Annotated in this window: 20 protein-coding genes; 16 read left to right on the top strand and 4 right to left on the bottom strand. The window is 48.4% G+C overall.

Going from position 1 to position 19,345, the window contains the following annotated elements:
* The first annotated feature begins 92 nt into the window (after window positions 1-92).
* The 3 genes from HPT30_RS20495 (at window position 93) to HPT30_RS20485 (ending at window position 3,111) form a co-directional block, all read left to right on the top strand.
* A complete protein-coding gene (locus HPT30_RS20495; protein ID WP_175373186.1) occupies window positions 93-752 on the top strand; it encodes an amino acid ABC transporter permease in 660 nt (219 codons plus the stop codon).
* Window positions 739-1,461: an amino acid ABC transporter ATP-binding protein gene (locus HPT30_RS20490; RefSeq protein ID WP_175373185.1), complete on the top strand. Its 723-nt coding sequence runs from the start codon at window positions 739-741 to the stop codon at window positions 1,459-1,461. The genes HPT30_RS20495 and HPT30_RS20490 overlap by 14 nt, the downstream gene beginning before the upstream one ends.
* Before the next feature lie 120 nt (window positions 1,462-1,581).
* Window positions 1,582-3,111, top strand: coding sequence for a Ppx/GppA phosphatase family protein (locus HPT30_RS20485; protein ID WP_175373184.1), 1,530 nt, complete (start codon window positions 1,582-1,584; stop codon window positions 3,109-3,111).
* Here the strand turns inward: HPT30_RS20485 and ppk1 are convergent.
* A complete protein-coding gene (gene ppk1, locus HPT30_RS20480) occupies window positions 3,059-5,176 on the bottom strand; it encodes a polyphosphate kinase 1 (RefSeq protein WP_175373352.1) in 2,118 nt (705 codons plus the stop codon). The two genes, HPT30_RS20485 and ppk1, sit on opposite strands and share 53 nt — an antisense overlap.
* A 443-nt stretch (window positions 5,177-5,619) precedes the next feature.
* On the opposite strand from ppk1, the gene HPT30_RS20475 reads away from it, so the two are divergent.
* The gene (locus HPT30_RS20475; RefSeq protein WP_175373183.1) at window positions 5,620-6,282 is read left to right on the top strand and encodes a 3D domain-containing protein; all 663 of its coding nucleotides are present in this window, start codon (window positions 5,620-5,622) and stop codon (window positions 6,280-6,282) included.
* A gap of 66 nt (window positions 6,283-6,348) precedes the next feature.
* On the opposite strand, the gene HPT30_RS20470 is transcribed toward HPT30_RS20475, so the two are convergent.
* Window positions 6,349-7,233 (bottom strand): polysaccharide deacetylase family protein, encoded by an 885-nt coding sequence (locus HPT30_RS20470; protein WP_246317308.1) that lies wholly within the window; start codon window positions 7,231-7,233, stop codon window positions 6,349-6,351.
* Between the two features lie 191 nt (window positions 7,234-7,424).
* Between HPT30_RS20470 and HPT30_RS20465 the strand changes: the two genes are divergently transcribed.
* The 10 genes from HPT30_RS20465 to HPT30_RS20420 all read left to right on the top strand — a co-directional run bounded on the left by HPT30_RS20465 (window position 7,425) and on the right by HPT30_RS20420 (window position 14,252).
* Window positions 7,425-8,459 (top strand): NADH:flavin oxidoreductase/NADH oxidase, encoded by a 1,035-nt coding sequence (locus HPT30_RS20465; RefSeq protein WP_175373182.1) that lies wholly within the window; start codon window positions 7,425-7,427, stop codon window positions 8,457-8,459.
* Between the two features lie 87 nt (window positions 8,460-8,546).
* Entirely contained in the window at window positions 8,547-9,251 is a 705-nt protein-coding gene (locus tag HPT30_RS20460; RefSeq protein WP_175373181.1) for a dihydroorotate dehydrogenase electron transfer subunit, read from the top strand.
* Entirely contained in the window at window positions 9,244-10,176 is a 933-nt protein-coding gene (locus HPT30_RS20455) for a dihydroorotate dehydrogenase (protein ID WP_175373180.1), read from the top strand. Before HPT30_RS20460 ends, HPT30_RS20455 begins: the two co-directional genes overlap by 8 nt.
* Window positions 10,177-10,386: 210 nt before the next feature.
* On the top strand, window positions 10,387-10,725 hold the full coding sequence (gene lpdD / locus HPT30_RS20450; RefSeq protein WP_246317307.1) for a prenylated flavin chaperone LpdD: 339 nt from the start codon (window positions 10,387-10,389) through the stop codon (window positions 10,723-10,725).
* 70 nt (window positions 10,726-10,795) lie between these two features.
* The gene (locus tag HPT30_RS20445; RefSeq protein WP_175373178.1) at window positions 10,796-11,464 is read left to right on the top strand and encodes a PspA/IM30 family protein; all 669 of its coding nucleotides are present in this window, start codon (window positions 10,796-10,798) and stop codon (window positions 11,462-11,464) included.
* Window positions 11,465-11,588: 124 nt separating this feature from the next.
* Window positions 11,589-11,993 (top strand): DUF350 domain-containing protein, encoded by a 405-nt coding sequence (locus HPT30_RS20440; RefSeq protein WP_175373177.1) that lies wholly within the window; start codon window positions 11,589-11,591, stop codon window positions 11,991-11,993.
* Between the two features lie 16 nt (window positions 11,994-12,009).
* On the top strand, window positions 12,010-12,516 hold the full coding sequence (locus tag HPT30_RS20435) for a DUF4178 domain-containing protein (protein WP_175373176.1): 507 nt from the start codon (window positions 12,010-12,012) through the stop codon (window positions 12,514-12,516).
* A 12-nt stretch (window positions 12,517-12,528) separates the two neighbouring features.
* Window positions 12,529-13,272 (top strand): DUF4247 domain-containing protein, encoded by a 744-nt coding sequence (locus HPT30_RS20430; RefSeq protein WP_175373175.1) that lies wholly within the window; start codon window positions 12,529-12,531, stop codon window positions 13,270-13,272.
* 328 nt (window positions 13,273-13,600) lie between these two features.
* Window positions 13,601-13,930 carry an NUDIX domain-containing protein gene (locus tag HPT30_RS20425; protein WP_312876356.1) on the top strand — a complete coding sequence of 110 codons (330 nt, stop codon included), beginning with the start codon at window positions 13,601-13,603 and terminating at the stop codon, window positions 13,928-13,930.
* Window positions 13,931-14,021: 91 nt separating this feature from the next.
* Complete coding sequence (locus tag HPT30_RS20420) at window positions 14,022-14,252, top strand: hypothetical protein (RefSeq protein WP_175373174.1); 231 nt, start codon at window positions 14,022-14,024, stop codon at window positions 14,250-14,252.
* Window positions 14,253-14,552: 300 nt separating this feature from the next.
* Here HPT30_RS20420 and xerS read toward each other — a convergent pair whose 3' ends face one another.
* Entirely contained in the window at window positions 14,553-15,635 is a 1,083-nt protein-coding gene (gene xerS / locus HPT30_RS20415) for a tyrosine recombinase XerS (RefSeq protein ID WP_175373173.1), read from the bottom strand.
* Between the two features lie 169 nt (window positions 15,636-15,804).
* On the opposite strand from xerS, the gene HPT30_RS20410 reads away from it, so the two are divergent.
* Both HPT30_RS20410 and HPT30_RS31200 read left to right on the top strand, forming a co-directional pair.
* Window positions 15,805-16,311 carry a GNAT family N-acetyltransferase gene (locus HPT30_RS20410; protein ID WP_175373172.1) on the top strand — a complete coding sequence of 169 codons (507 nt, stop codon included), beginning with the start codon at window positions 15,805-15,807 and terminating at the stop codon, window positions 16,309-16,311.
* Window positions 16,312-17,610: 1,299 nt separating this feature from the next.
* The gene (locus tag HPT30_RS31200) at window positions 17,611-17,835 is read left to right on the top strand and encodes a hypothetical protein (protein ID WP_446685663.1); all 225 of its coding nucleotides are present in this window, start codon (window positions 17,611-17,613) and stop codon (window positions 17,833-17,835) included.
* A gap of 264 nt (window positions 17,836-18,099) precedes the next feature.
* Here the strand turns inward: HPT30_RS31200 and HPT30_RS20405 are convergent, their stop codons facing one another.
* On the bottom strand, window positions 18,100-19,344 hold the full coding sequence (locus HPT30_RS20405; RefSeq protein WP_175373171.1) for an MDR family MFS transporter: 1,245 nt from the start codon (window positions 19,342-19,344) through the stop codon (window positions 18,100-18,102).
* Window position 19,345 lies beyond the last annotated feature (1 nt).

The following is a 19,345-nucleotide window of genomic DNA, read 5'->3' as shown; positions in this document are numbered from 1 at the left end:
TCAATTGGAATGAACAGCTGTACTTACAGAAAATAGCGGTGCTTGTTCCGCTGTTTTCTATTTTTTTGGAGATTGGAGGTTGTGCAGGTATAATGAACATCTTTAGTTTAGCTTATGATTACCGGAATTTTTTCCTGTCTGGTCTACAGTACACCCTGCTGCTGGCCGTGCTCGGCGTATTCTTCGGTTTCGTACTGGGGATTGCTGTTGCGCTGCTTCGCATGTCCAAATTGCGTGTACTCAGATTTATTGCCACGGCTTGGGTAGAGTTCCTACGGGGGACACCGATGCTGGTGCAGCTCTTCCTGATTCACTATGGTCTGGCCAGCTTTGGTGTCGAGTTCAGTGCAGTGCAATCGGGTGCGATTACACTGTCCATTAACAGCTCCGCATATCTGGCCGAGATTTTCCGGGCAGGGATTCAAGGGGTGGACCGGGGGCAAGTGGAGGCTGCGCGTTCCCTCGGCATGAGACAGGCAATGACGATGCGCCACATCGTGCTGCCACAGGCTTTGAAAAGCGTACTTCCAGCTATCGGCAACGAATTTATTACGATTATCAAGGAATCGTCGATCGTTTCTTTTATCGGGGTGGCAGATCTTATGTTCCAATCCCGTGCAGTAACTACAATTACCTATGACGGGTTTACACCGTTAATTGTCGTTGCTGTGATGTACTTTGTGTTGACCTTTACCATGTCCAAGCTGCTTGGCAGACTCGAAAGGAGGCTGAACACCGATGATCGCCGTTAAGAATCTGGAGAAGCATTACGGAAAATTGGAAATTCTGAAAGGCATAGATCTGGAGATCCAAAAAGGGGAGGTTGTCGTGGTGATCGGCCCCAGCGGTTCTGGCAAAAGCACCTTTTTGCGCTGCCTGAACCTGCTTGAGCAGCCAACTGGCGGCGAAATCACCTTTGAGGGCGAGTCCATTACCTCGCGTAAGCATGATATCAACCTTACCCGTGAGAAGATGGGGATGGTGTTCCAGCAATTTAATCTGTTCCCGCATATGACCGTACTTCAGAACATCACCTTGGCGCCGATCAAGGTGAAGAAGCAGTCGCAGCAGGAAGCTGAGAAATTCGCTCTGAATCTTCTTCGGACCGTCGGTCTGGAGGATAAAAAGGATGCTTATCCGAATCAGTTGTCCGGGGGACAGAAGCAGCGGATCGCAATTGCCCGTGCTTTGGCCATGCAGCCGCATGTGATGCTGTTCGATGAGCCGACCTCTGCACTTGATCCTGAAATGGTCGGTGAGGTGCTGGAGGTCATGAAGAAATTGGCTGAAGACGGCATGACCATGGTGATCGTGACCCATGAGATGGGCTTCGCCCGAGAAGTCGGCGACCGCATTCTGTTCATGGATGGGGGCTTTATTGTTGAGCAGGGAACCCCTGCGGAAGTTTTCGGTAATCCCAAGCATGCGCGGACTCAGGATTTCCTGAGCAAAGTGCTGTAATGCATAATATATAAAACGGCCCCCGGTAGGTTACCGGAGGCCGTTTTGTTTTAAAGTTCATTTATGTGTCTAAACCATGTATAATAAGTGGTTAATGAACCTGAAAAGGAGTACATACATATGAAAGATGACCTCTGCCGGATCGGCATTATTGATATTGGCTCCAACTCCATTCGTCTGGTAATCTATGACACGACGCCGGCGGGAGGCTATAAGATCATAAAGGAATGCAAATACTCCGCTCGTCTGAGTGAGAAAATAACAAGAGATGGCCGGCTGGATCGGAAGGACATGGAGACCGTTGTCCCGGTGCTGCGTCAGTTCAAGGAGATCTGCGACGGATTCGGTGTAGAGAGAGTCCGGGCAGGTGCAACAGCAGCCATCCGTAATGCTGCTAATTCGGCCGAAATTATATCCTTCCTATCCGAAGCTTCAACGATTCCAATTGAAGTGATCAGCGGTCATCAGGAAGCCTATTTTGGATTCCTCGGGGTGATCAATGCGTTTAATGTCGAGGACGGATTTGTTATCGACATCGGGGGCGGAAGTACGGAGATCACGCTGTTTAGAGGGCGCCGGTATCAGCACAGCATTTCTTTTCCGTTCGGAGCTGTAAATACCAATGTCATGTTCGGCCACGGCGGTAACTGGACAGCGGAGCAGGTTCATAAGCTTCAAGCATACGTGCTGGGGCGGCTTGTGGAGCATGACTGGCTGACTACCGGGGAAGGCCTGCCTCTGTTCGGACTGGGCGGTACTCTGCGGTCACTGGGTAAGCTGGATCAGAAGAGTAATGATTATTCGCTGCCAAACTCGCACGGATATACGCTGTCGTCTGAGACGATTGAGCAATTCATGGCTACACTGCCGGCGTTGCCGCTCGATAAGCGGAAGGAACTGGACGGGTTGTCCAAAAGCCGGGCGGATATCATTGTCTCCGGTTTGATTATTTTTCACACCGTATACAAATATGTTGGTGCTGTGCAGGCTGTTATCAGCGGCGAAGGCTTGCGGGAAGGCATGCTGCATGATCTGCTGAAGCCGGAGCAGCCGGTGCGCGACAGCGCTCTGGAATTTAGTCTGGATACGATCATTCGCTTTGATATCCGCACCTCCAAGACGCATCTGGATCACATTCACAAACTCGCACGCAGCCTACTGTCCATGCTTAAGATCGAAGGGGATACCCGGGAGATCGAGATGCTGGTCTATGTCTCCATCATGTTGCACCGAACGGGATCGAATATTAATTATTATCAGTCCAAGCGCCACACGAGATATTGGCTAATGAACTCGCCCATACGCGGTCTCACGCATCGGCAGCTCATCCTGTGCGCCATGATTTCTTCCTATAGCACAAAAAGCCGGAAGCAGAAATTGTCCACCGAACACAGGGACATTTTACTGGCTTCCGACGAAGAGTGGATTCACAAGCTTGGAACGCTTGTTCAGTTGAGCATTGCACTGGACAGCACCGAGATTGGCGTTGTCAGGGGCCTGGAAGGCCATATGCAAGGGAATACCCTCCATATGAGCCTTCAGGGTGACACAGACATTCTGATCGGTCTTGAAGATATTGAGAACGCTCTGAAAGCATTCAGGAACGTTTGGGGTCTAAAGGTAAAGCTCGACTTCCCTTCCAACGTGTAACATCCATAGCGGCAAACTGGCTCCGGAAAGGGGCCTTTTTGTCGTCCGCGCGTTCATAATATCCATTGGGTTGCAGGAAACTTGATTTGGTGTTATCGCTCAGTGTCAGCTCAAGAATCTTGATGATCTGCGTCCGGATGGTACTGTCATGCACAGGGCACATCAGTTCGATTCGCCGGGTCAGATTTCGTGTCATCCAGTCTGCACTGGAGAGATAGACCTCTGGCTTGCCGCCGTTCTCAAAATAATAAATGCGTGAATGCTCCAGGAAGCGGTCCACGATGCTGCGTACCGTGATCCGCTCGCTTAATCCTTCAATTCCCGGCCGCAGGCAGCAGACCCCGCGCACGATGAGATCAATGGATACGCCGGCCTGGGCTGCGATGTAGAGATCGTCAATAACCTGCTGGTTGGACAGGGAGTTCATCTTGGCGATAATACGGGCCGGACGTCCAGCCGCAGCATGCTCAGCCTCACGCTGCATCAGCTTCTGTAAGGACAGGCTCATGTTGGTTGGCGCGACGATGAACGAATTCCAGTCATAATTGGCGGAGTAGCCGGTCATTTGATTGAACAGCTCGGAAGCATCCAGACCGATATCGGTATTCGCAGTGAACAAACTCAAGTCCGTGTAAGCCTTGGCGGTACTGTCATTATAGTTACCGGTCCCGACATGCACATACCGTTTCAGCTCTGTGCCTTCCTGGCGTACAATCAATGTGATCTTGGCGTGGGTCTTCAGCCCGACCAGTCCGTAGACGACATGGCATCCAGACTGCTCAAGCTTGCGCGCCCAAGCGATGTTGCGCTCCTCGTCGAAGCGGGCTTTAAGCTCAACTACGACCGTGACCTGCTTGCCCGACTCGGCAGCATTTGCCAAGGCCGTAATCAGCGGAGAATTGCCGCTGACCCGGTATAGTGTCATTTTGATGGCCATGACCTGTTCGTCTTCAGAGGCTTGAATAATAAAATCGGTCATCGCGTCAAAGGATTCGTACGGATGATATACCAGCACATCACGTTCTTGCAGCACCTCGAAGAAATCCTCATTCTCTTCAAACTCCACCGGATATAGTGGCTCCACCGGAGGGTAGTTCAAATAACTGAAGCCTTTAAGGCTACCAGCAAACTGGCGCAGAAATCCGAGATCCAGCGGACCGTCAATCTCGAATACGAAATCCTCGATTTCGAATTCAGCCTGCAACTGCTCCAGCGCATAGGGGTGGATGCCTTTTTGTACTTCCAGGCGGGCCGGTACGCCGCGTCTGCGCTTACGCAGCTCTTTTTCAATCTCCTCCAGCAGGTCCTCAGCGCCTTCCTCATCAATCGTAAGGTCCGAATTGCGTGTCAGGCGGAACTCGCTCACTGAGACCGGTTCATAGCCGCTGAACAAGGTCTGAATATGATGCCTGATGACATCCTCAATGAATACGAACTGCCGCTTCTTGCTGTTGGAGCGATGGGGCAGAGGGATACATCTTGGCAGATTGGACGGAATTTGCAGGATCGCAAAATACGGTTCCTCCTCTAGAGCATTTTTACGGGAGAGAACCACCGCCAAGTAGATGAATTGGCTATGTACTAGCGGAAATGGACGGCTCTGGTCCACTGCCATCGGCGTAAGAACAGGATAAATAATATCACGGTAATATTGTTCTATGGAAAGTTCCTGTGCATGTGTCAAATCGCCATAATCAACGAATACAATGCCTTCCTTGTGCAGATTCCTGGAGATATCGCGGAAGGTGCGGTACTGGTCGGCAATGATTTTGGAGACCCGTTTGAAGAGGCGTTTGTACAAGCCGGATGGAGTATAACCGGTGAAGTCTTTTTTCGTATATCCTGCACGGATCTGGTCCTGGATGCCCGCTACACGCACGCTGATGAACTCATCCAGGTTGCTGGACACAATAGCCAGAAATTTGGCCCGTTCCATCAAAGGATTGTCCACATCTTGGGCCTCTTGCAGCACCCGGCGGTTAAATTCGACCCAACTGAGGTCCCGGTTGAGATAGGCAGTGGCAGGACTGCTGCTAAAGATATTCTTTTTCTCTTCTTCGATCATTTTGCTCATGGCCCCTCCACGTCATTCTTTTTTCTTTCGTTACCGCTTTGGTGGCGGTGCAGCCGTAATTTCGGCTTATCGTATTTTACCATTTTACTATTTGAAGAAGATAGTTTTGTTAAATCTGTGTAAAATCTTTGGTTTAATTTGCCGAAAGTTTGCGGTGCAGGTCGGATAGTGAAATACAAGTTAACATAATTAAGGTTATGTAACCTATATTGTTTTCCAAATAAAAGCCCTCTTTTTCGTTAAAAAGAACAGTTCTTTCAAAATGGTAACAATTGCTTTGGCGTTGGTTACAAAATTGTGATATATTCGATTCTGTTAGTTTACAAAGAGCTGCATTTTGATGCCCTTTAGTAATTCATACATAGCTACTGGGTAAAGACTTGCGCAGTGCGCTGATTAGCGGCCGCCGTGCATTGTAAACCAAGGAGGAAGAAATGAAGATTAATTTTAAAATGATCAAAACCTTTGCTGCTCTTATAGGAATCAGCGCTGCGCTGCAAGCCGTTCCTGTCCATGCTGACGGCATTCACACCGCCAAGGAAGGGAACACTTTCTATACGTTGTCCAAGCAATATGGAGTCAGTGTTGACGCCTTAATGAAAGCTAACCCGCAGGTGTCTGCAACCAACATTTATTCAGGTTTGAAACTGAACATCCCTGGTAAAACGCCTACTTTGGTAGCACAAAGTGAATCTGCCAAAGCAGAGGTCATCACTGCCAATCTCAACGTTCAACCGGAAACCAATACGGTATCGGCTTGGGGAAAAGTATTCAACTATGATCGTACGCTACAGGTCAAAGCCTCGGCTTATTCGTCTGCAAGCAGCGAGAACGGGAAATGGGGCGCGGTCGATTATCTTGGCAACCCACTGAAGCTGGGCACGATTGCTGTAGATCCATCCGTCATTCCGATCGGCACCAAAGTTCTGGTGACAGGTTATACCCACCCAGGATTACCGAAGTCCGCTTTTGTTGCTACGGCTACGGATATGGGGAGTGCAATCAAGGGAAACCGGATTGATATTTTTATCCCGGGAAGCCCAAGCTTTGTAGCAGACTTTGGTTACCAGTATGTACAATTATACGTTATTCAATAGTTGATTAAAACATAGCCTGAAATACAAACGGAGGATGCCCGCTGATAGCGGCGTCCTCCGTTTTTGTTATTTGCTTTTCGAAATTTGCAGAAGCTGGGGAACCGTTACGAAGGTGTAGCCCCGTTGTCGCAGGCTTGTAATCACCTCGGGCAGGGCTTGTATACTTCCTCTCAAGTTACTCCCGTGTCCGCCGCCGCCATGCTGCAGAATGATCGCTCCCTTGCCGGCATGAGAGAGGATGTTGTTCTTGACCTGCGTCTTGGAGAGCCCTTTCCAATCCAGCGAATCTACATTCCAGTTGACCAGCTTGTAGCCATGCGATTTCGCCCATTTAAGCTGCTGCTCATTGATATCTCCATAGGGAGGGCGAATCAGGCGGGGTTTATAGCCTGCGATGGCTTGCAAAATATTTTCAGTACGAACAATCTGTGTCCGAAAATCATTCAGTCGCAGCTTCACAAACTGCGGATGATTATACGAGTGGTTGCCGATGACATGTCCTTCCCTGATCATGCGGGCAACGAGCCCCGGATGTTTCTCTGCCCGGCTTCCTACGACAAAAAAGGTGGCCTTCACTTTGTACTTGCGGAGGACATCCAGCAATTGCGGAGTAAAGCGCGGGTCGGGCACATCATCGAAGGTAAGGGCGATGATCTTTCGCCGGGGACCGCTGGTCTTGATGGTCTCAGGATATTTGTGCAGCAGTTGGCTCAGTGTAAGCCCTTTGGAATCCTTCCGCGGCCGGGCTGCCTCCATGGAAGAGGTTGTCTCTGCAGGCCCTGCGGGATTTCCTTCGGAAAAAAAGGCCTCAGGATCATTGGAGCTAATCTGCTGCGCAGGTGTCTGATTAGCAATAGCTGAAGCATTTATTGGTGCAGGGGGAGAAAATAGTAGGGCGCAGATCACCGCTGCCATAAGGGTCGGTCTCCAGCCCTTGGACAGATCATTCATCCGAAAGCACCTCCTTTTTTGTCATGATCACGGCCATTATCTTCCTTTGTTATCCCCCAGAATGCCGGATTTTATGCTGTCCCCGTCGTTCTGTGGCTAATATTTCTTCTAGCAGGCAATGCGTGTATACTTATGAAACGGGACAATGAAAATGCCCGATAGATAGGGATCAGGGAAGGATGGAGACAAGTATGCCGAATTTATTCACCCCTTATGAATTGAAAGGATTATCGCTGAAAAATCGGATTGTAATGCCTCCAATGTGCCAGTATTCCGTAGACAAACAGGATGGCATCCCTAATGACTGGCATTTTGTGCATTATGTCAGCCGTGCCGTTGGCGGTACAGGCTTTATTATTGTAGAGATGACGGGTGTTCACCCGGATGGCCGCATCACGAACCAAGACACCGGGATTTGGGCTGACGGACAGATTGATGCTTATCGCAAGCTCACAGATGCCGTGCATAGTCATGGTGCCAAAATTGCGATTCAACTTGGCCATGCTGGACGTAAGGCAGTGGATGCAGAGCCGCCGGTAGCACCGTCTGCAATACCTTTCGACAGCCGCTCTAAGACTCCTAAAGCTTTGTCTCGTGAAGAGATTGCTGAACTGGTTGATGCCTATCGTGAAGCTGCGCGCAGAGCGGTGGAAGCGGGATTTGACAGCGTGGAGATTCATGGTGCGCACGGATATCTGATCCATCAGTTCCATTCTCCGCTGACGAATGTCAGAGAAGATGAATATGGCAAGGATCTGGGCTTGTTCGGTGAGCAGGTCGTCAGAGCCGTCAAAGAAGTGCTGCCAGCGGATATGCCTGTTATCATGCGGGTTTCAGCAAAGGAGTATGTAGACGGGGGATATGACCACGAGTATGCGCTACAATTCTGCACCCGTTATCGGGATGCCGGGGTAGATCTATTCCATGTATCCTCCGGAGGGGAGGGTCCAATCGGCTCCAATGGCGGACCGAATGCTGTTCCCGCATATCAGGCGGATCTGGCCGAGTACTTACGGAACGGACTTCAGGTACCTGTGATTGCGGTAGGGCGTTTGGAATCCTATTCGGATGCACAGGCCATAGTGGCAGAGGAACGTGCTGAGCTGATCGCGGTAGGGCGTGGCATGCTGAGTGATCCTTATTGGGCGCTGCATGCAGAGGAAGCGCTGGGAGGCGTAAATCAGATGCCCAAAGCTTATGAGCGCGGGCTGTGGAATAGAAAATAGATTGTTGTTAGTGTGAATATTGTCACAGATTTCAAGCTCCTTCTAAGGCAATCTTTAATAAGATTAAATTTGAAGGAGCTTGATAACGTGGCGACAGTTATAAGTAACGAACGGCTGGCAGAAGGGGTCTTCCATCTCAGGGTGGAGGGAAATCATGGCGGACAAATGGGTCAATTCTACATGCTGCGGGCATGGGGAGCCTATCCGCTGCTGTCCAGGCCGCTTAGTATACATCAAGTGAATGATGATGGAGTTGAATTTCTGTATCATGTGGTTGGGGAAGGTACAGCAATATTAGCTGGTTTGATCCCTGGTGATACGGTAAATCTGGAAGGGCCGTTTGGTAGCGGGTTTCCGTTTGTTTCCGGTAAAGTAGCGCTCGTAGGCGGGGGGATCGGTATTGCCCCGCTTTTTTATTGCGCAGAGAAGCTGCCAGGCAGCGACGTATACTTAGGCTTCAGCAGGGAGGCCTTCCGCACGGAGGCCTTTTCTTCCCGCGCCGCATCCTTAACGGTGGATGTGGGCGGACGGATCCTCGACAGCGTTGATTTTGCTGCGTATGACCATATCTTCGTATGTGGACCACATCCCATGCTGAAATCAGCCCAGCAGAAGGGCCAGGCTGCGATGGAGGCGGGAAGCAGAACTCAGGTATATCTATCGCTGGAGAACCGGATGGCCTGTGGCATCGGTGCCTGTCTAGTATGCAGCGTGTCCTGTCGTGACGGACAGCGCAAAGCCTGCGCAGACGGACCGGTCTTTTTGGCGGAAGAGGTGATTTTCCATGACTAATCTGAGCGCCAAGATCGGCAATGTTCATTTTAAGAATCCAATTGTTATGGCCTCCGGCACCTTTGGCTTTGGACATGAGTATGGAAAAATGTATGATGTGTCCACATTGGGAGGGATCTCAGGCAAAGGTCTGACACTGCATCCCAAGGCGGGCAACCCCGGTATTCGCGTATACGAGACCGCTTCAGGCATGCTCAACAGCGTTGGACTGGAGAATCCCGGCATAGAAGCGTTCCTCGCCAAGGAATGTCCTTACTGGGAGAACCTTGATACGGTTCGTATCGTCAATCTTGGCGGAGGGACGCTTGAGGATTATGTGCTCGGTGCGGAGCTGATCCAGCAGGACGCGGATGCCCGTCAGCGCGCCGGAACAACTGCTGTGGACATGATCGAACTGAACATCTCTTGTCCTAACGTCAAGGAGGGCGGGATCGCTTTTGGTATCAAAACACCGGCCGCGCAAGAAGTGGTACGGGCCGTGCGGCGGGTCACGCAGCTTCCGCTCGCTGTGAAGCTGTCGCCCCAAGCAGAGGATATCGCCGTGATGGCACAAATGTGTGAGGCGGAAGGTGCGGACGCAGTCTCTCTCATTAATACCATTTCAGGCATGAAAATTGATGTCCGCAAACGTAGCAGTGTGTTCAACAATCTGTATGCCGGATTATCCGGTCCGGCCATTAAGCCAGTTGCACTACGGATGGTGCATCAAGTGTCCAAGAACGTGAACATTCCCGTCATGGGCATGGGCGGAATCACCTCAGCCACCGATATCATTGAATTCATTATGGCCGGGGCTACGGTGGTTCAGGTGGGAACTTACAACTTTATGAATCTGCGGGCCGGTAGCACGCTGGCTGATGAACTGCTGCAGTTTATGGAGGAAGAAAAGATCGGATCGTTGGACGAAATTCGCGGAATTATATAAATTTCAGGTGCAGCCCCGTGTTTTTTGGGGCTGTTCTCTAAATTCAGCCCTGTTTGCATGATTCATTAGGAAGGCTTCTTGTGTTCTACCAGAGACAGTCAGTTCCATGATATAGTAAAGTAAGTAACAGAGGTCTCACCTTACTGCCGTAGCAGGTGGGAAGGAAGTTATTTCTTGATGATTCGGTTAAAATAAGAGGAGGCTATGAAATTGGCTGACGAGTACATTCATCCGGGCGATATTGAACTGACCGCACTGGAGGTTGGCCGTGATCTGCTGCTGCTTATTACCGGTGGTGTCAGTCATATCGGCGCAGCCAGTACAGCTTTTCTAATCGGGGATCAAGTTGAAGTGCTGACCTCGGCTGTTCCTCATCACAAAGAACACACTTTGAGTGAGGGGATTGCTCACAGGATAGCAACTGCACTGCGGAGATCGGTAACGGTAGTCATGGGCATTCATTATGATGATCTGACCAAGGAGGGCATTCAGCAGGTTGTAGAAATTGTTAATGCCAAAGTGGAACAGTATTTATTGCAACAAAGTTGAAACGGCGGCGGCATCTTTGCGTATGAGATAACAAACAGTTTTTTAAACTTTTCTTTTGGAGGAATGAACAATGTCTATTTTTAAAAGATTACGCGATCTCACAATGTCCAATATTAATGCGATTATCGATAAGGCGGAAGATCCAATTAAGATGACGGATCAATACATCCGCGATATGACTGAGGATCTGGAGGATGCTGAGAAAGCAGTAGCGGCTCAAATCGCCATTGAGAAGAAATTCAAACAGCTCTACGAAGAGCAGGAAGCACTGGTCGACAAACGCAACCAGCAGGCTCACGCGGCCGCTCAAGCCGGGAATGTTGATCTTGCCCGCCGTGCACTTGAAGAGAAGAAAGCAGCGGAAGCTAAGCTGGTGGAGTACAAGGCTAGCTTTGATCAGAACAAAGCGTCAGCAGACAACCTGCGCGGTAAGCTGGATGAGATGCGCAAGCAACTTGCTCAGATGAAGAACAAACGTGAGACGCTGGTAGCGCGTTACAACGCTGCTAAAGCGCAAACTGAAATCAACAAAGCTATGAGCGGATTCAGCTCTGACTCGGCCTCAGCAGGCCTCAAACGTATGGAAGAGAAGATGCTCCAAGCAGAAGCACAGGCGGAAGCGAGCAACGAAATGAGCTCCGGCAGCAAATCGCTGGATGACGAATTTGAGAAGCTTCACAAGGACCAGGCTGTGGAAGACGAACTGGCTGCACTGCTTAAGCAATACGACAAGAAGTAAGGCAAGCAGAGCCGGAATAACGGCTTAATATTAAGGCGAAGGGGAGACAGCGGGATCGTTTCTCCTTCGCTTTTATCTATGCAAGTGAAGGATATGAAAATTAATTTAGCGGGGGCTGAAGGGAATGGATCTCCATATACTGGTGTCCATGGTGGTATGGACGGTATGCAGTGTTATTTTGCTGTTCGTGCTGATGTACGTGGATTCACTTTTTACCCGTTATAACGATATTGAAGAACTGAAAGCGGGCAACATGGCTGTCACGACCAGGCTCGTACTGAAGCTGCTGACCCAGGCATACATATTATCAACCTCGATCGCAACTTCAAACCGGCTCGGGGAAGCGCTGCTTGTATCAGTGGTTTCTTTTGCATTACTGCTGTTACTTGAGCGTACTGTGCGCCTGTTGTTTGCCGTTTGGGGCAAGCTGGATCTGGATCATGGGACGCAGCAGGGTAAAATCGGCTATGGCTTGCTTTCAGGTTCGCTGCATATCGTCGGGGCTTTAATAATTTCAGCTTTTTTGTAGGAAGGATTGATGGAGGTTGAGTATCTGGAAACGCATAGGCAATTTATTCTCCAAGCCGGAGCCTCCGGCAGTACCCAAGAGCATGCTAAGTCTTGCGCCCGGGGATATCTGTGAAGTCTCGCTGGTTACGTATGAGGTCACTGGGAGGACCCATAACCGAGGACGGAATGCAGTTGTGCTGACGTTACGCGATGGAAGTGAAATCGCCTATCTGCATATTGAGGAGCGGGAGCAGCTACAATATGGGTTGTATAAACCGATTGACGGACGGCTGGATAATCCTGCAGAGGTGCCAACAACGCTGGAACTGGACGGCCATGAGTATTTCCTAGAGGAAGAATACGAAGGTCATGTAGCAGTGGCGGGGCAGACCCCATTCATGAATGGGGGAGAGCAGCATGTGTGGCAGTATCAGTCCGACGACTTCCGTCTGTTGCGCATTGAATGGCAGAACGGACGGTTTATGCTGTATGAAGGTGAGAAAGTGATCCCGGGCGATGTTAGGGTAATCCGGGCTTCATAGGAGAGGGTGCCCATGAAAAGACAGTTAGCACGCTTGTTATCCTTAGTTATGGTACTGGGGCTGCTGGCCTCCGTGCTTGCCGCATGCGGAAGTGCTCCCGACCTCAAGGAGAACTATCCGCTGGAATCGGTGAACCAGGAAGGTCATTCCACCTCCTATGTCTACAGGGCAAGTGGCCAATCGGTCGAGGAAGTAGCAGATGAACTGGCGTCACAGAAGAAGCCTGATCAGATCTCATCCGCTAATTCGGAACATATGTTCCTGGTATACGGCAAACAGTGGTACCATTTGCAACAAGATCCGAAAAAGCCGGAGGATACGCTGGTCGAAGTCGATTCAGAAGAGTATGTGCGTAGCAACTATAACTCCAGCTTTCTGGAAACGTATCTCGCTGCCAGGCTGATCGGCGATTTGTTCGGTTCAGGGGGCGGTTATGGCTCTTACAGGGGTTATGGAAGTAAGGATGAATATAAGCCTAAGCAAGGAACGTATCACAAGCCGACTGAGCAGGATAAGAAAATTGCGCCACCGATCACCGTAGAACGGAAGGGACAGCTCACCCGCAGGGGGAGCAGTAAGAGTGTCACCGATCCGGGCAGTGTGACCGGAGGGAGCAGTAAGAGTGATAGCGGTACAAGCAAAGGCAGCATTTCCCGTAAGAAGGGCGGGTCCAGCATTTTCGATGCTCCGAAGCCCAAAATTAGCAAACCCAAAACCCGTTTTGGTACCGGGAAAATCGGCCGAAGGGGTAGGTAACACCCCAAGCATCAAGCAGAGACGCGTCAGTAAGAGCGGCTCTGCTTTTTTTATGAGATGGGGTAGAAAAGAGATAGAGCGTGTTGGAAAAAAGGACGCGTGAAGCGAAGATATTCTTTTTTAAAATGGATGTAACTGAACTAAAAGTGTGGTATTCTTGTATTGAGAACGTATGTTCGTGTTTGCTATTTTCCCCACTTCACTTTACATATTGGAGGATTAATGGTGAGTCAATTTGGACTGGTGAGTGTAGCGCATGTGTTTCTAGTTAGGGATCAGAAAGTACTATTAATGCGCCGTTGTAACACTGGTCATGAGGATGGAAGGTATGGCCCCCCCGGGAGGAAAGCTTGACGGAGGCGAAGAAGTGAAAATGGCCGCTATACGTGAAGTCCGAGAAGAATGCGGCGTTGTGGTTCAGCCGGATGATCTGGAGATGACTGGTGTTATGCACATCAAAGCCGCTAACGAGCGGGTGGATTTTTTCTTTATTACTGAGCGCTGGGCGGGAGAGATCCGAAATGCCGAGCCTAATAAATGTGATCATATGTGCTGGTTCCCTATGGATGATCTTCCTGACAACCTGATCCCTTTTATCGGACAAGCGCTGAAAGACCATAAGGATGGCCACTGGTTCTCTAGTTATGGGTGGAATTAGTTGATTTTACCAGCGTTTTGATGTACCTTTTTTACATAACAGTCGTAATACTAAAGTAGCAAGGCAATTAATTTCACAGGAGGGAATCACGATGAAGGATGAGAAACAGACGATCACCTCTTTAAAAGATATTGGTAAATCAATCCTAAAAGGTGCGACTATCGGTTCGATTTGGGATTCAGACCTCACAGAAAAGAAAGTGAATGCAACGCCTGAGTTTACGACAAAACAAGTGTATAATCACTTGCTTGGCAAGGAAAAGCTGTCCGATCAGGAGATAGAACGGCTCAAGCGGGCTACGAAATCTACTAGGTATCTATAACACGTGCTTTAACGATTAAGGATAAATTACAATGTAAACGGATACAAACGGATACAAACCTTCTTTGGAGGGTGTATCCGTTTTTTTTACAGAAAATGAACGAACATTGAACAAACGGTGACGAAAAATAGTGCTCCTACTGCGCTCTTTATTCACCAAATATCAATATGTGAAAAATTCACAATAGAAAATTTGAAATTAACCACACGTCCGTATCTCCGACACGTCCATAAACCCCTCGTCACAAAAGCAGCGGCTCCAGCCCGTTAGTAGATAGGGCAGAGCCGCCGTATGCGGCAATCAGGACTCCAGACGCCGTTCAATCGCTTCAGACATCGTTTTATCGGTCAGATGGGCATAGACCTCGGTGGTCTCTGTAGAGGCGTGTCCAAGCTGCTCTTTGGTCTTATAGATATCATTCTGCAAATAATAGTCGGTTGCAAAAGAATGGCGCAGCTTGTGAACCGTCAGATAAGGCTTGCCAAAACGCTTGGCGTATTTGATGATCATCTCCTGCATGGCCCGCTTAGTCATGCGTTTGCCTTCCTGACTACCGTTGGGGAGAGCGATGAAGAGCGCTTTTTCCCGCTTAGGAGTCTTATACCGCGAGGAGCGCAGGCCGAGATAATGGGTGAGATCATCTTTGGCTTGTTCCCGGAAATAGACCGGGGTTTTAAAGGTTTCATCATTGTGACCCTTGCGGTATACATACAGCATTTTATTGTTCAGATCCAGATCGTCCACGTTGAGATTGACGACTTCTGATACGCGCAGACCGGAGTTGAGAATCAGACTGGCGATGCAGGCATCCCGTTCCCGATTGATTTGAAAAGAATAATACGCTTGCTTGTTACCCTCAACATCACGCCCGTACCCCTCATAAATGTAGCCTACGAATTCCAGTAGCTCTTCTTCCTCCAGAATTTTACCCTTTAATTTGGCCGCTGTATCCTTGGGTTTGTGAATGCGTTTGATCTCCACCTTGGCCATGATATTGCGTTTGAGGAGGGGGTAGAAATTCTCATCTTCAGCAATCTGGCTCAGATAATGAAACAGAGAGCGAAGAGAGGACAGCTTGCGGGAGACGGTGACCTTACTGTTCGTACTCTCTGCACGTGTGGTGAGATGCAGCCGATAGCTGATAATGCTCTCCATATGGAGTGTCTCCAGCTCTAGCAGCGTAATCCCCGTATTGCTATCTGCAATGGACAAACCCTCTGCTCGCAGCCAATTGAAAAAAGACTCATAATCCCGGATATACTCCAGCAGGGTGGAGGGAGAAAGGTCAGGTCGTTTATAATCGATAAACTGCTGCACAAACCAGGGCATGAGCGGCAGCTTCAGGTCTAGATGCTTGCGGTCGTTGGTCTTTTGAATGCTCATCAATATCACCTTCTTGTATGTATTCCATCGGGTTAACTTTACTCTATCTTAACATGTTTTTCCTGGCTTGGCCCGAAGTGCAGGGGGTTACAGGGGAGGGTACCTTGCTCGAAGGGAGACAAAGTTATATGATGGGTTATAAAAAAAGCGACTTGCAGGGGTGAACCTCATGGAACTTGGAATTGAACTGGTTCCCAAGGAACGTAAACAACTAATCAGCAACCTGATGCAGTTCTATCTGTATGACTTCACGCAGTATTTGGAGCTTGATGTGAATCGTGACGGCTTGTTCCCGATCTATCCGGGGCTAGAAGCCTATTGGAGCAGCGGGAATAACAAATTTGCCTACCAGATGACGGTGGACGGTGCCACAGCTGGCTTTGCGTTGGTGGACAGGCTGCTGCGCAGCACGGAAGGGCAGTTCTATATGACCGAATTTTTTGTGATGAAAAAATATCGCCGCACTGGTGTGGGCACCTGGGCTGCACATAAGCTGTTCGACATGTTCCCAGGTGATTGGAAGGTGTCGCAGGTCCGTGCCAACATTCCGGCCCGTAATTTTTGGCACCGCGTGATCGGTAGCTATACCGATGGGGCTTTTCAGGAGCGGTTTAATCCGAAGCAAGGCAATCCCAGTCAATATTTCAGTACATTAAATATTAATACTATAAAGTAATAGGTAATTAAAAGCTCTACAGCACTAAGAAATCACTGAATCACGCTCTACATCAACCTTAGTTTTTTGCCCCAATTTAATGATATTCGTTATGGATAAGTGAGGATTTTGAGCAAACAGGCGAAAAATAAACTTGTGTAAGCAAGCAGCGACACCGGTCTTTGAGACGCTCGCAAGCTACTATACTAGGATAAACTTGCTGTTCGTCACCAGATGTATCCGTGCCCTCTTCAAACTTGTTCCGTCTTTGGAACGACAAGGGAAGGACTTTCTGGCTCAGCACCGGTTTGCCCTTCTGTCCTCGGGTATGCATAAATAAGTGCATTTTTGTACCTTAATTCGGCGATAACGAAGGGGGAACCTCGATTAAGTGCATTTTTGTATCTTAATTCTTTGGGGATATCGTCTATTGAGGGATATGTAGGAAAATAAGGTACAATAATGCTCCTAATTCCCTTTTTCACGCTAAGATCATCAATATAAGGTACAAAAATGCCGCTATTTAAACACTGTGTAGACTTTGGAGAACTTTGAAAAAATAAATGTTACACGAAGGAAAACGACGGCATAGCAACTATAGGAACTATAGAAAAATAGCAAGTATAACAACTATAGCAGCACAGGCAATCGAGTGGAGGCATGGGCGTTCTGATTCCCTAAACTCGTGTGCTAGCCCCATATTGTGTGTGTCACTTCGGTTCTCGGTAAGTTCAGGATAAGTTCTAAATTTAGTTTCCAGGTTAATTACAAAAGAGATGGATTTACGATAAGAACTTTTTATTGTCCAGAAAATAAAGAGGGCAAAGGACACAGTTTGTTTTAGCTAACCACTTCCGGAGTAAGCCGATATCTATTTGAACAGTCCTTTAAAAGCATCGTTTACCCTAAGAGGTAAACGATGCTTTTTTGGTGGAAAGAGCCGAGAGTAGAGAAAATAATAAACATAACAAAAATTATGTTAACTAAAGGTTTGTTTTTCGACAACACGAACAATTAATTAATGGCGTGAATTACGAATAAACAACTAATTAACCAACTGAACTAACACAAAACAACCAAATAAACCAACCACCGAATCCAATAATCAGTAAAGAGACAACTGAAAATTCTGCGATTTCATCATATGAAAAATTCATATTAGTAAAACCAAAAAGAATCCCTTCACCTAGTTACTTTCATTTAAATACACACGCCTATCATTTCTATCAGCAAAACCATGGAAAAAGGTAACCAAGACCCATCTTCACTTAGAACTCTAGTTTTTCGTGGCGCGGAAGGTAGGCGGAGCAGTATGAAGTTATACTCAAAGTTGATCTACAGCATGTTCAAGCACTCGGGAATCTAGAGATCATAAGCGTGGTTGAAGAGGGGGAACAACAGCTGCTTACCGTGAATATGTACGACTATGAGTCCGCTTGTAACACAGTACTGAAGCTAATGAGCTACGCTGAAATGGTTGAGCCTGCAGTTCTTAGGGAGTTTGTCATAGAACGAATCTCTACAATGTTCGGGAAGTATACATGATAGTTTACGGAAATAATATTATGTAAACTAACGTGATTTGAACAATAAGAATTCCTATTGTTACCTTTCAAATGCTTTCAAGTGCTTTCAAGTACTTCAAAACATTTTGTCGTATAAATAGTAATTCCATCCATTGACCCCACTCGCATTAATCGTTCTTAGAATTACATTTCAATTCACGCTCCCCCCTATACGCTAAAATAAAGACCCGGCTAAGAGATATCGTCTCTTTACCGGGTCTTGTCAGTATTATTTAAGATGCAATTAAGCTATATCCATCTGCTCTTTCACTTGCACAGCATCTCGCTCTCTGGCCGCAAGCTTTTTCTTAGCGATGAGCAGGAAGGGGATGCCGAGAGCTATGATTAATCCCAACGGGAGAAAGACGGCAGGGCCGTTCTGCATGCCGAACTCATCCAACAAAAGACCACCTATAACCGGGGCTATAACGTTCCCCAAGTTGTTAAACCCGATAACGCCAAAGTAGGTGCCTTTCAATTCAGGTTTAGAGATCCGGTCGATCAGCATATCCATCATCGAGGCGAGCAGTACTTCACCGATTGTAAATAGCACAACACTAAAGCTCAACAAGCCAATGCCTCCAGCTAAGCCAAAGAGCATCATACTGCACGCAAGAAGAGCATTCCCCAGGATCAACGGGACCAGTGGCGAGAATCTGCGGGCGATGCGCACAACAGGATATTGCATAACCAATACGGTCACTGCGTTCAGCGATAGCATATATGAGAACAGCTGCTTGCCATTAGAGAAGTGCGTGTTCATAGTCAGATACTGCGCTAGCGTGGAATCAAAAAGTCCATAAGCCATAATGCAAAAGATCGTACCAATGAGTACCGACACGAACACGCCATCCTTCCCTGTCGTGGTTAAGGCTTCCCGAAGACGTGGTGTCGTGACATCGGTGTGAACAGGCAGAGCAGAACGGTGCAAAGTGAACTGGAGAAAGATGACCAGTCCATAGACAATGTAGACGATCCCGGCAATGATAAAGGGAAACTTGGATTGTACCGAGCCGAGCTGCAGCCCGATAATCGGCCCGAATACAACCCCCAGATTGATCGCAGCGTATCTCAGATTAAAGACAAGCAGTTTGTGTTTAGCCGGAGTAACATCTGATAACAGTGCGCGCGAGCTGGGTTCAAAGACTGCGCGACAGATTCCGTTAAGCATATTAACGAGAAAGAAGACCCATAGTTCTTGTGCTGCCGCGAAGCCAAAAAAGACGCCCGCCCAGCTAAAGACGGAAATCAGCATGATGACCTTCCGGCCGATTTTATCAGAAATGTAGCCGCCGTAGAAGCTGATCAGAATCCCTGCAAGTGAGCTGACGGCAACCGTAATGCCAGTCTGCGTAGGGGTGGCTCCGAGCACTTGGACTAGATAAATGGATAGAAAGGGAATACTCATGGATGTGACTAAACGACCGAACATTGTACCCACAATGATGGTCCAGGCTAAGGGATGAATTTGCTGCAAACGCTGTTTCATA

It is taken from the genome of Paenibacillus agri, assembly GCF_013359945.1.
Taxonomy (GTDB): Bacteria; Bacillota; Bacilli; order Paenibacillales; family Paenibacillaceae; genus Paenibacillus_AQ; species Paenibacillus_AQ agri.
The sequence above is the reverse complement of the archived record's forward strand: the minus strand, read 5'-3'. Positions and strand labels throughout refer to the sequence as shown.

Excerpts from the sequence above, each read along its gene's own strand:
- HPT30_RS20495 (WP_175373186.1), top strand. The coding sequence starts at position 93 with ATGAACATCTTTAGTTTAGCTTATGATTACCGGAATTTTTTCCTGTCT.
- HPT30_RS20490 (WP_175373185.1), top strand. The coding sequence starts at position 739 with ATGATCGCCGTTAAGAATCTGGAGAAGCATTACGGAAAATTGGAAATT.
- HPT30_RS20485 (WP_175373184.1), top strand. The coding sequence starts at position 1,582 with ATGAAAGATGACCTCTGCCGGATCGGCATTATTGATATTGGCTCCAAC.
- ppk1 (WP_175373352.1), bottom strand. The coding sequence starts at position 5,176 with ATGATCGAAGAAGAGAAAAAGAATATCTTTAGCAGCAGTCCTGCCACT.
- HPT30_RS20475 (WP_175373183.1), top strand. The coding sequence starts at position 5,620 with ATGAAGATTAATTTTAAAATGATCAAAACCTTTGCTGCTCTTATAGGA.
- HPT30_RS20470 (WP_246317308.1), bottom strand. The coding sequence starts at position 7,233 with ATGAATGATCTGTCCAAGGGCTGGAGACCGACCCTTATGGCAGCGGTG.
- HPT30_RS20465 (WP_175373182.1), top strand. The coding sequence starts at position 7,425 with ATGCCGAATTTATTCACCCCTTATGAATTGAAAGGATTATCGCTGAAA.
- HPT30_RS20455 (WP_175373180.1), top strand. The coding sequence starts at position 9,244 with ATGACTAATCTGAGCGCCAAGATCGGCAATGTTCATTTTAAGAATCCA.
- HPT30_RS20445 (WP_175373178.1), top strand. The coding sequence starts at position 10,796 with ATGTCTATTTTTAAAAGATTACGCGATCTCACAATGTCCAATATTAAT.
- HPT30_RS20440 (WP_175373177.1), top strand. The coding sequence starts at position 11,589 with ATGGATCTCCATATACTGGTGTCCATGGTGGTATGGACGGTATGCAGT.
- HPT30_RS20430 (WP_175373175.1), top strand. The coding sequence starts at position 12,529 with ATGAAAAGACAGTTAGCACGCTTGTTATCCTTAGTTATGGTACTGGGG.
- HPT30_RS20425 (WP_312876356.1), top strand. The coding sequence starts at position 13,601 with ATGGCCCCCCCGGGAGGAAAGCTTGACGGAGGCGAAGAAGTGAAAATG.
- HPT30_RS20420 (WP_175373174.1), top strand. The coding sequence starts at position 14,022 with ATGAAGGATGAGAAACAGACGATCACCTCTTTAAAAGATATTGGTAAA.
- xerS (WP_175373173.1), bottom strand. The coding sequence starts at position 15,635 with ATGAGCATTCAAAAGACCAACGACCGCAAGCATCTAGACCTGAAGCTG.
- HPT30_RS20410 (WP_175373172.1), top strand. The coding sequence starts at position 15,805 with ATGGAACTTGGAATTGAACTGGTTCCCAAGGAACGTAAACAACTAATC.
- HPT30_RS20405 (WP_175373171.1), bottom strand. The coding sequence starts at position 19,344 with ATGAAACAGCGTTTGCAGCAAATTCATCCCTTAGCCTGGACCATCATT.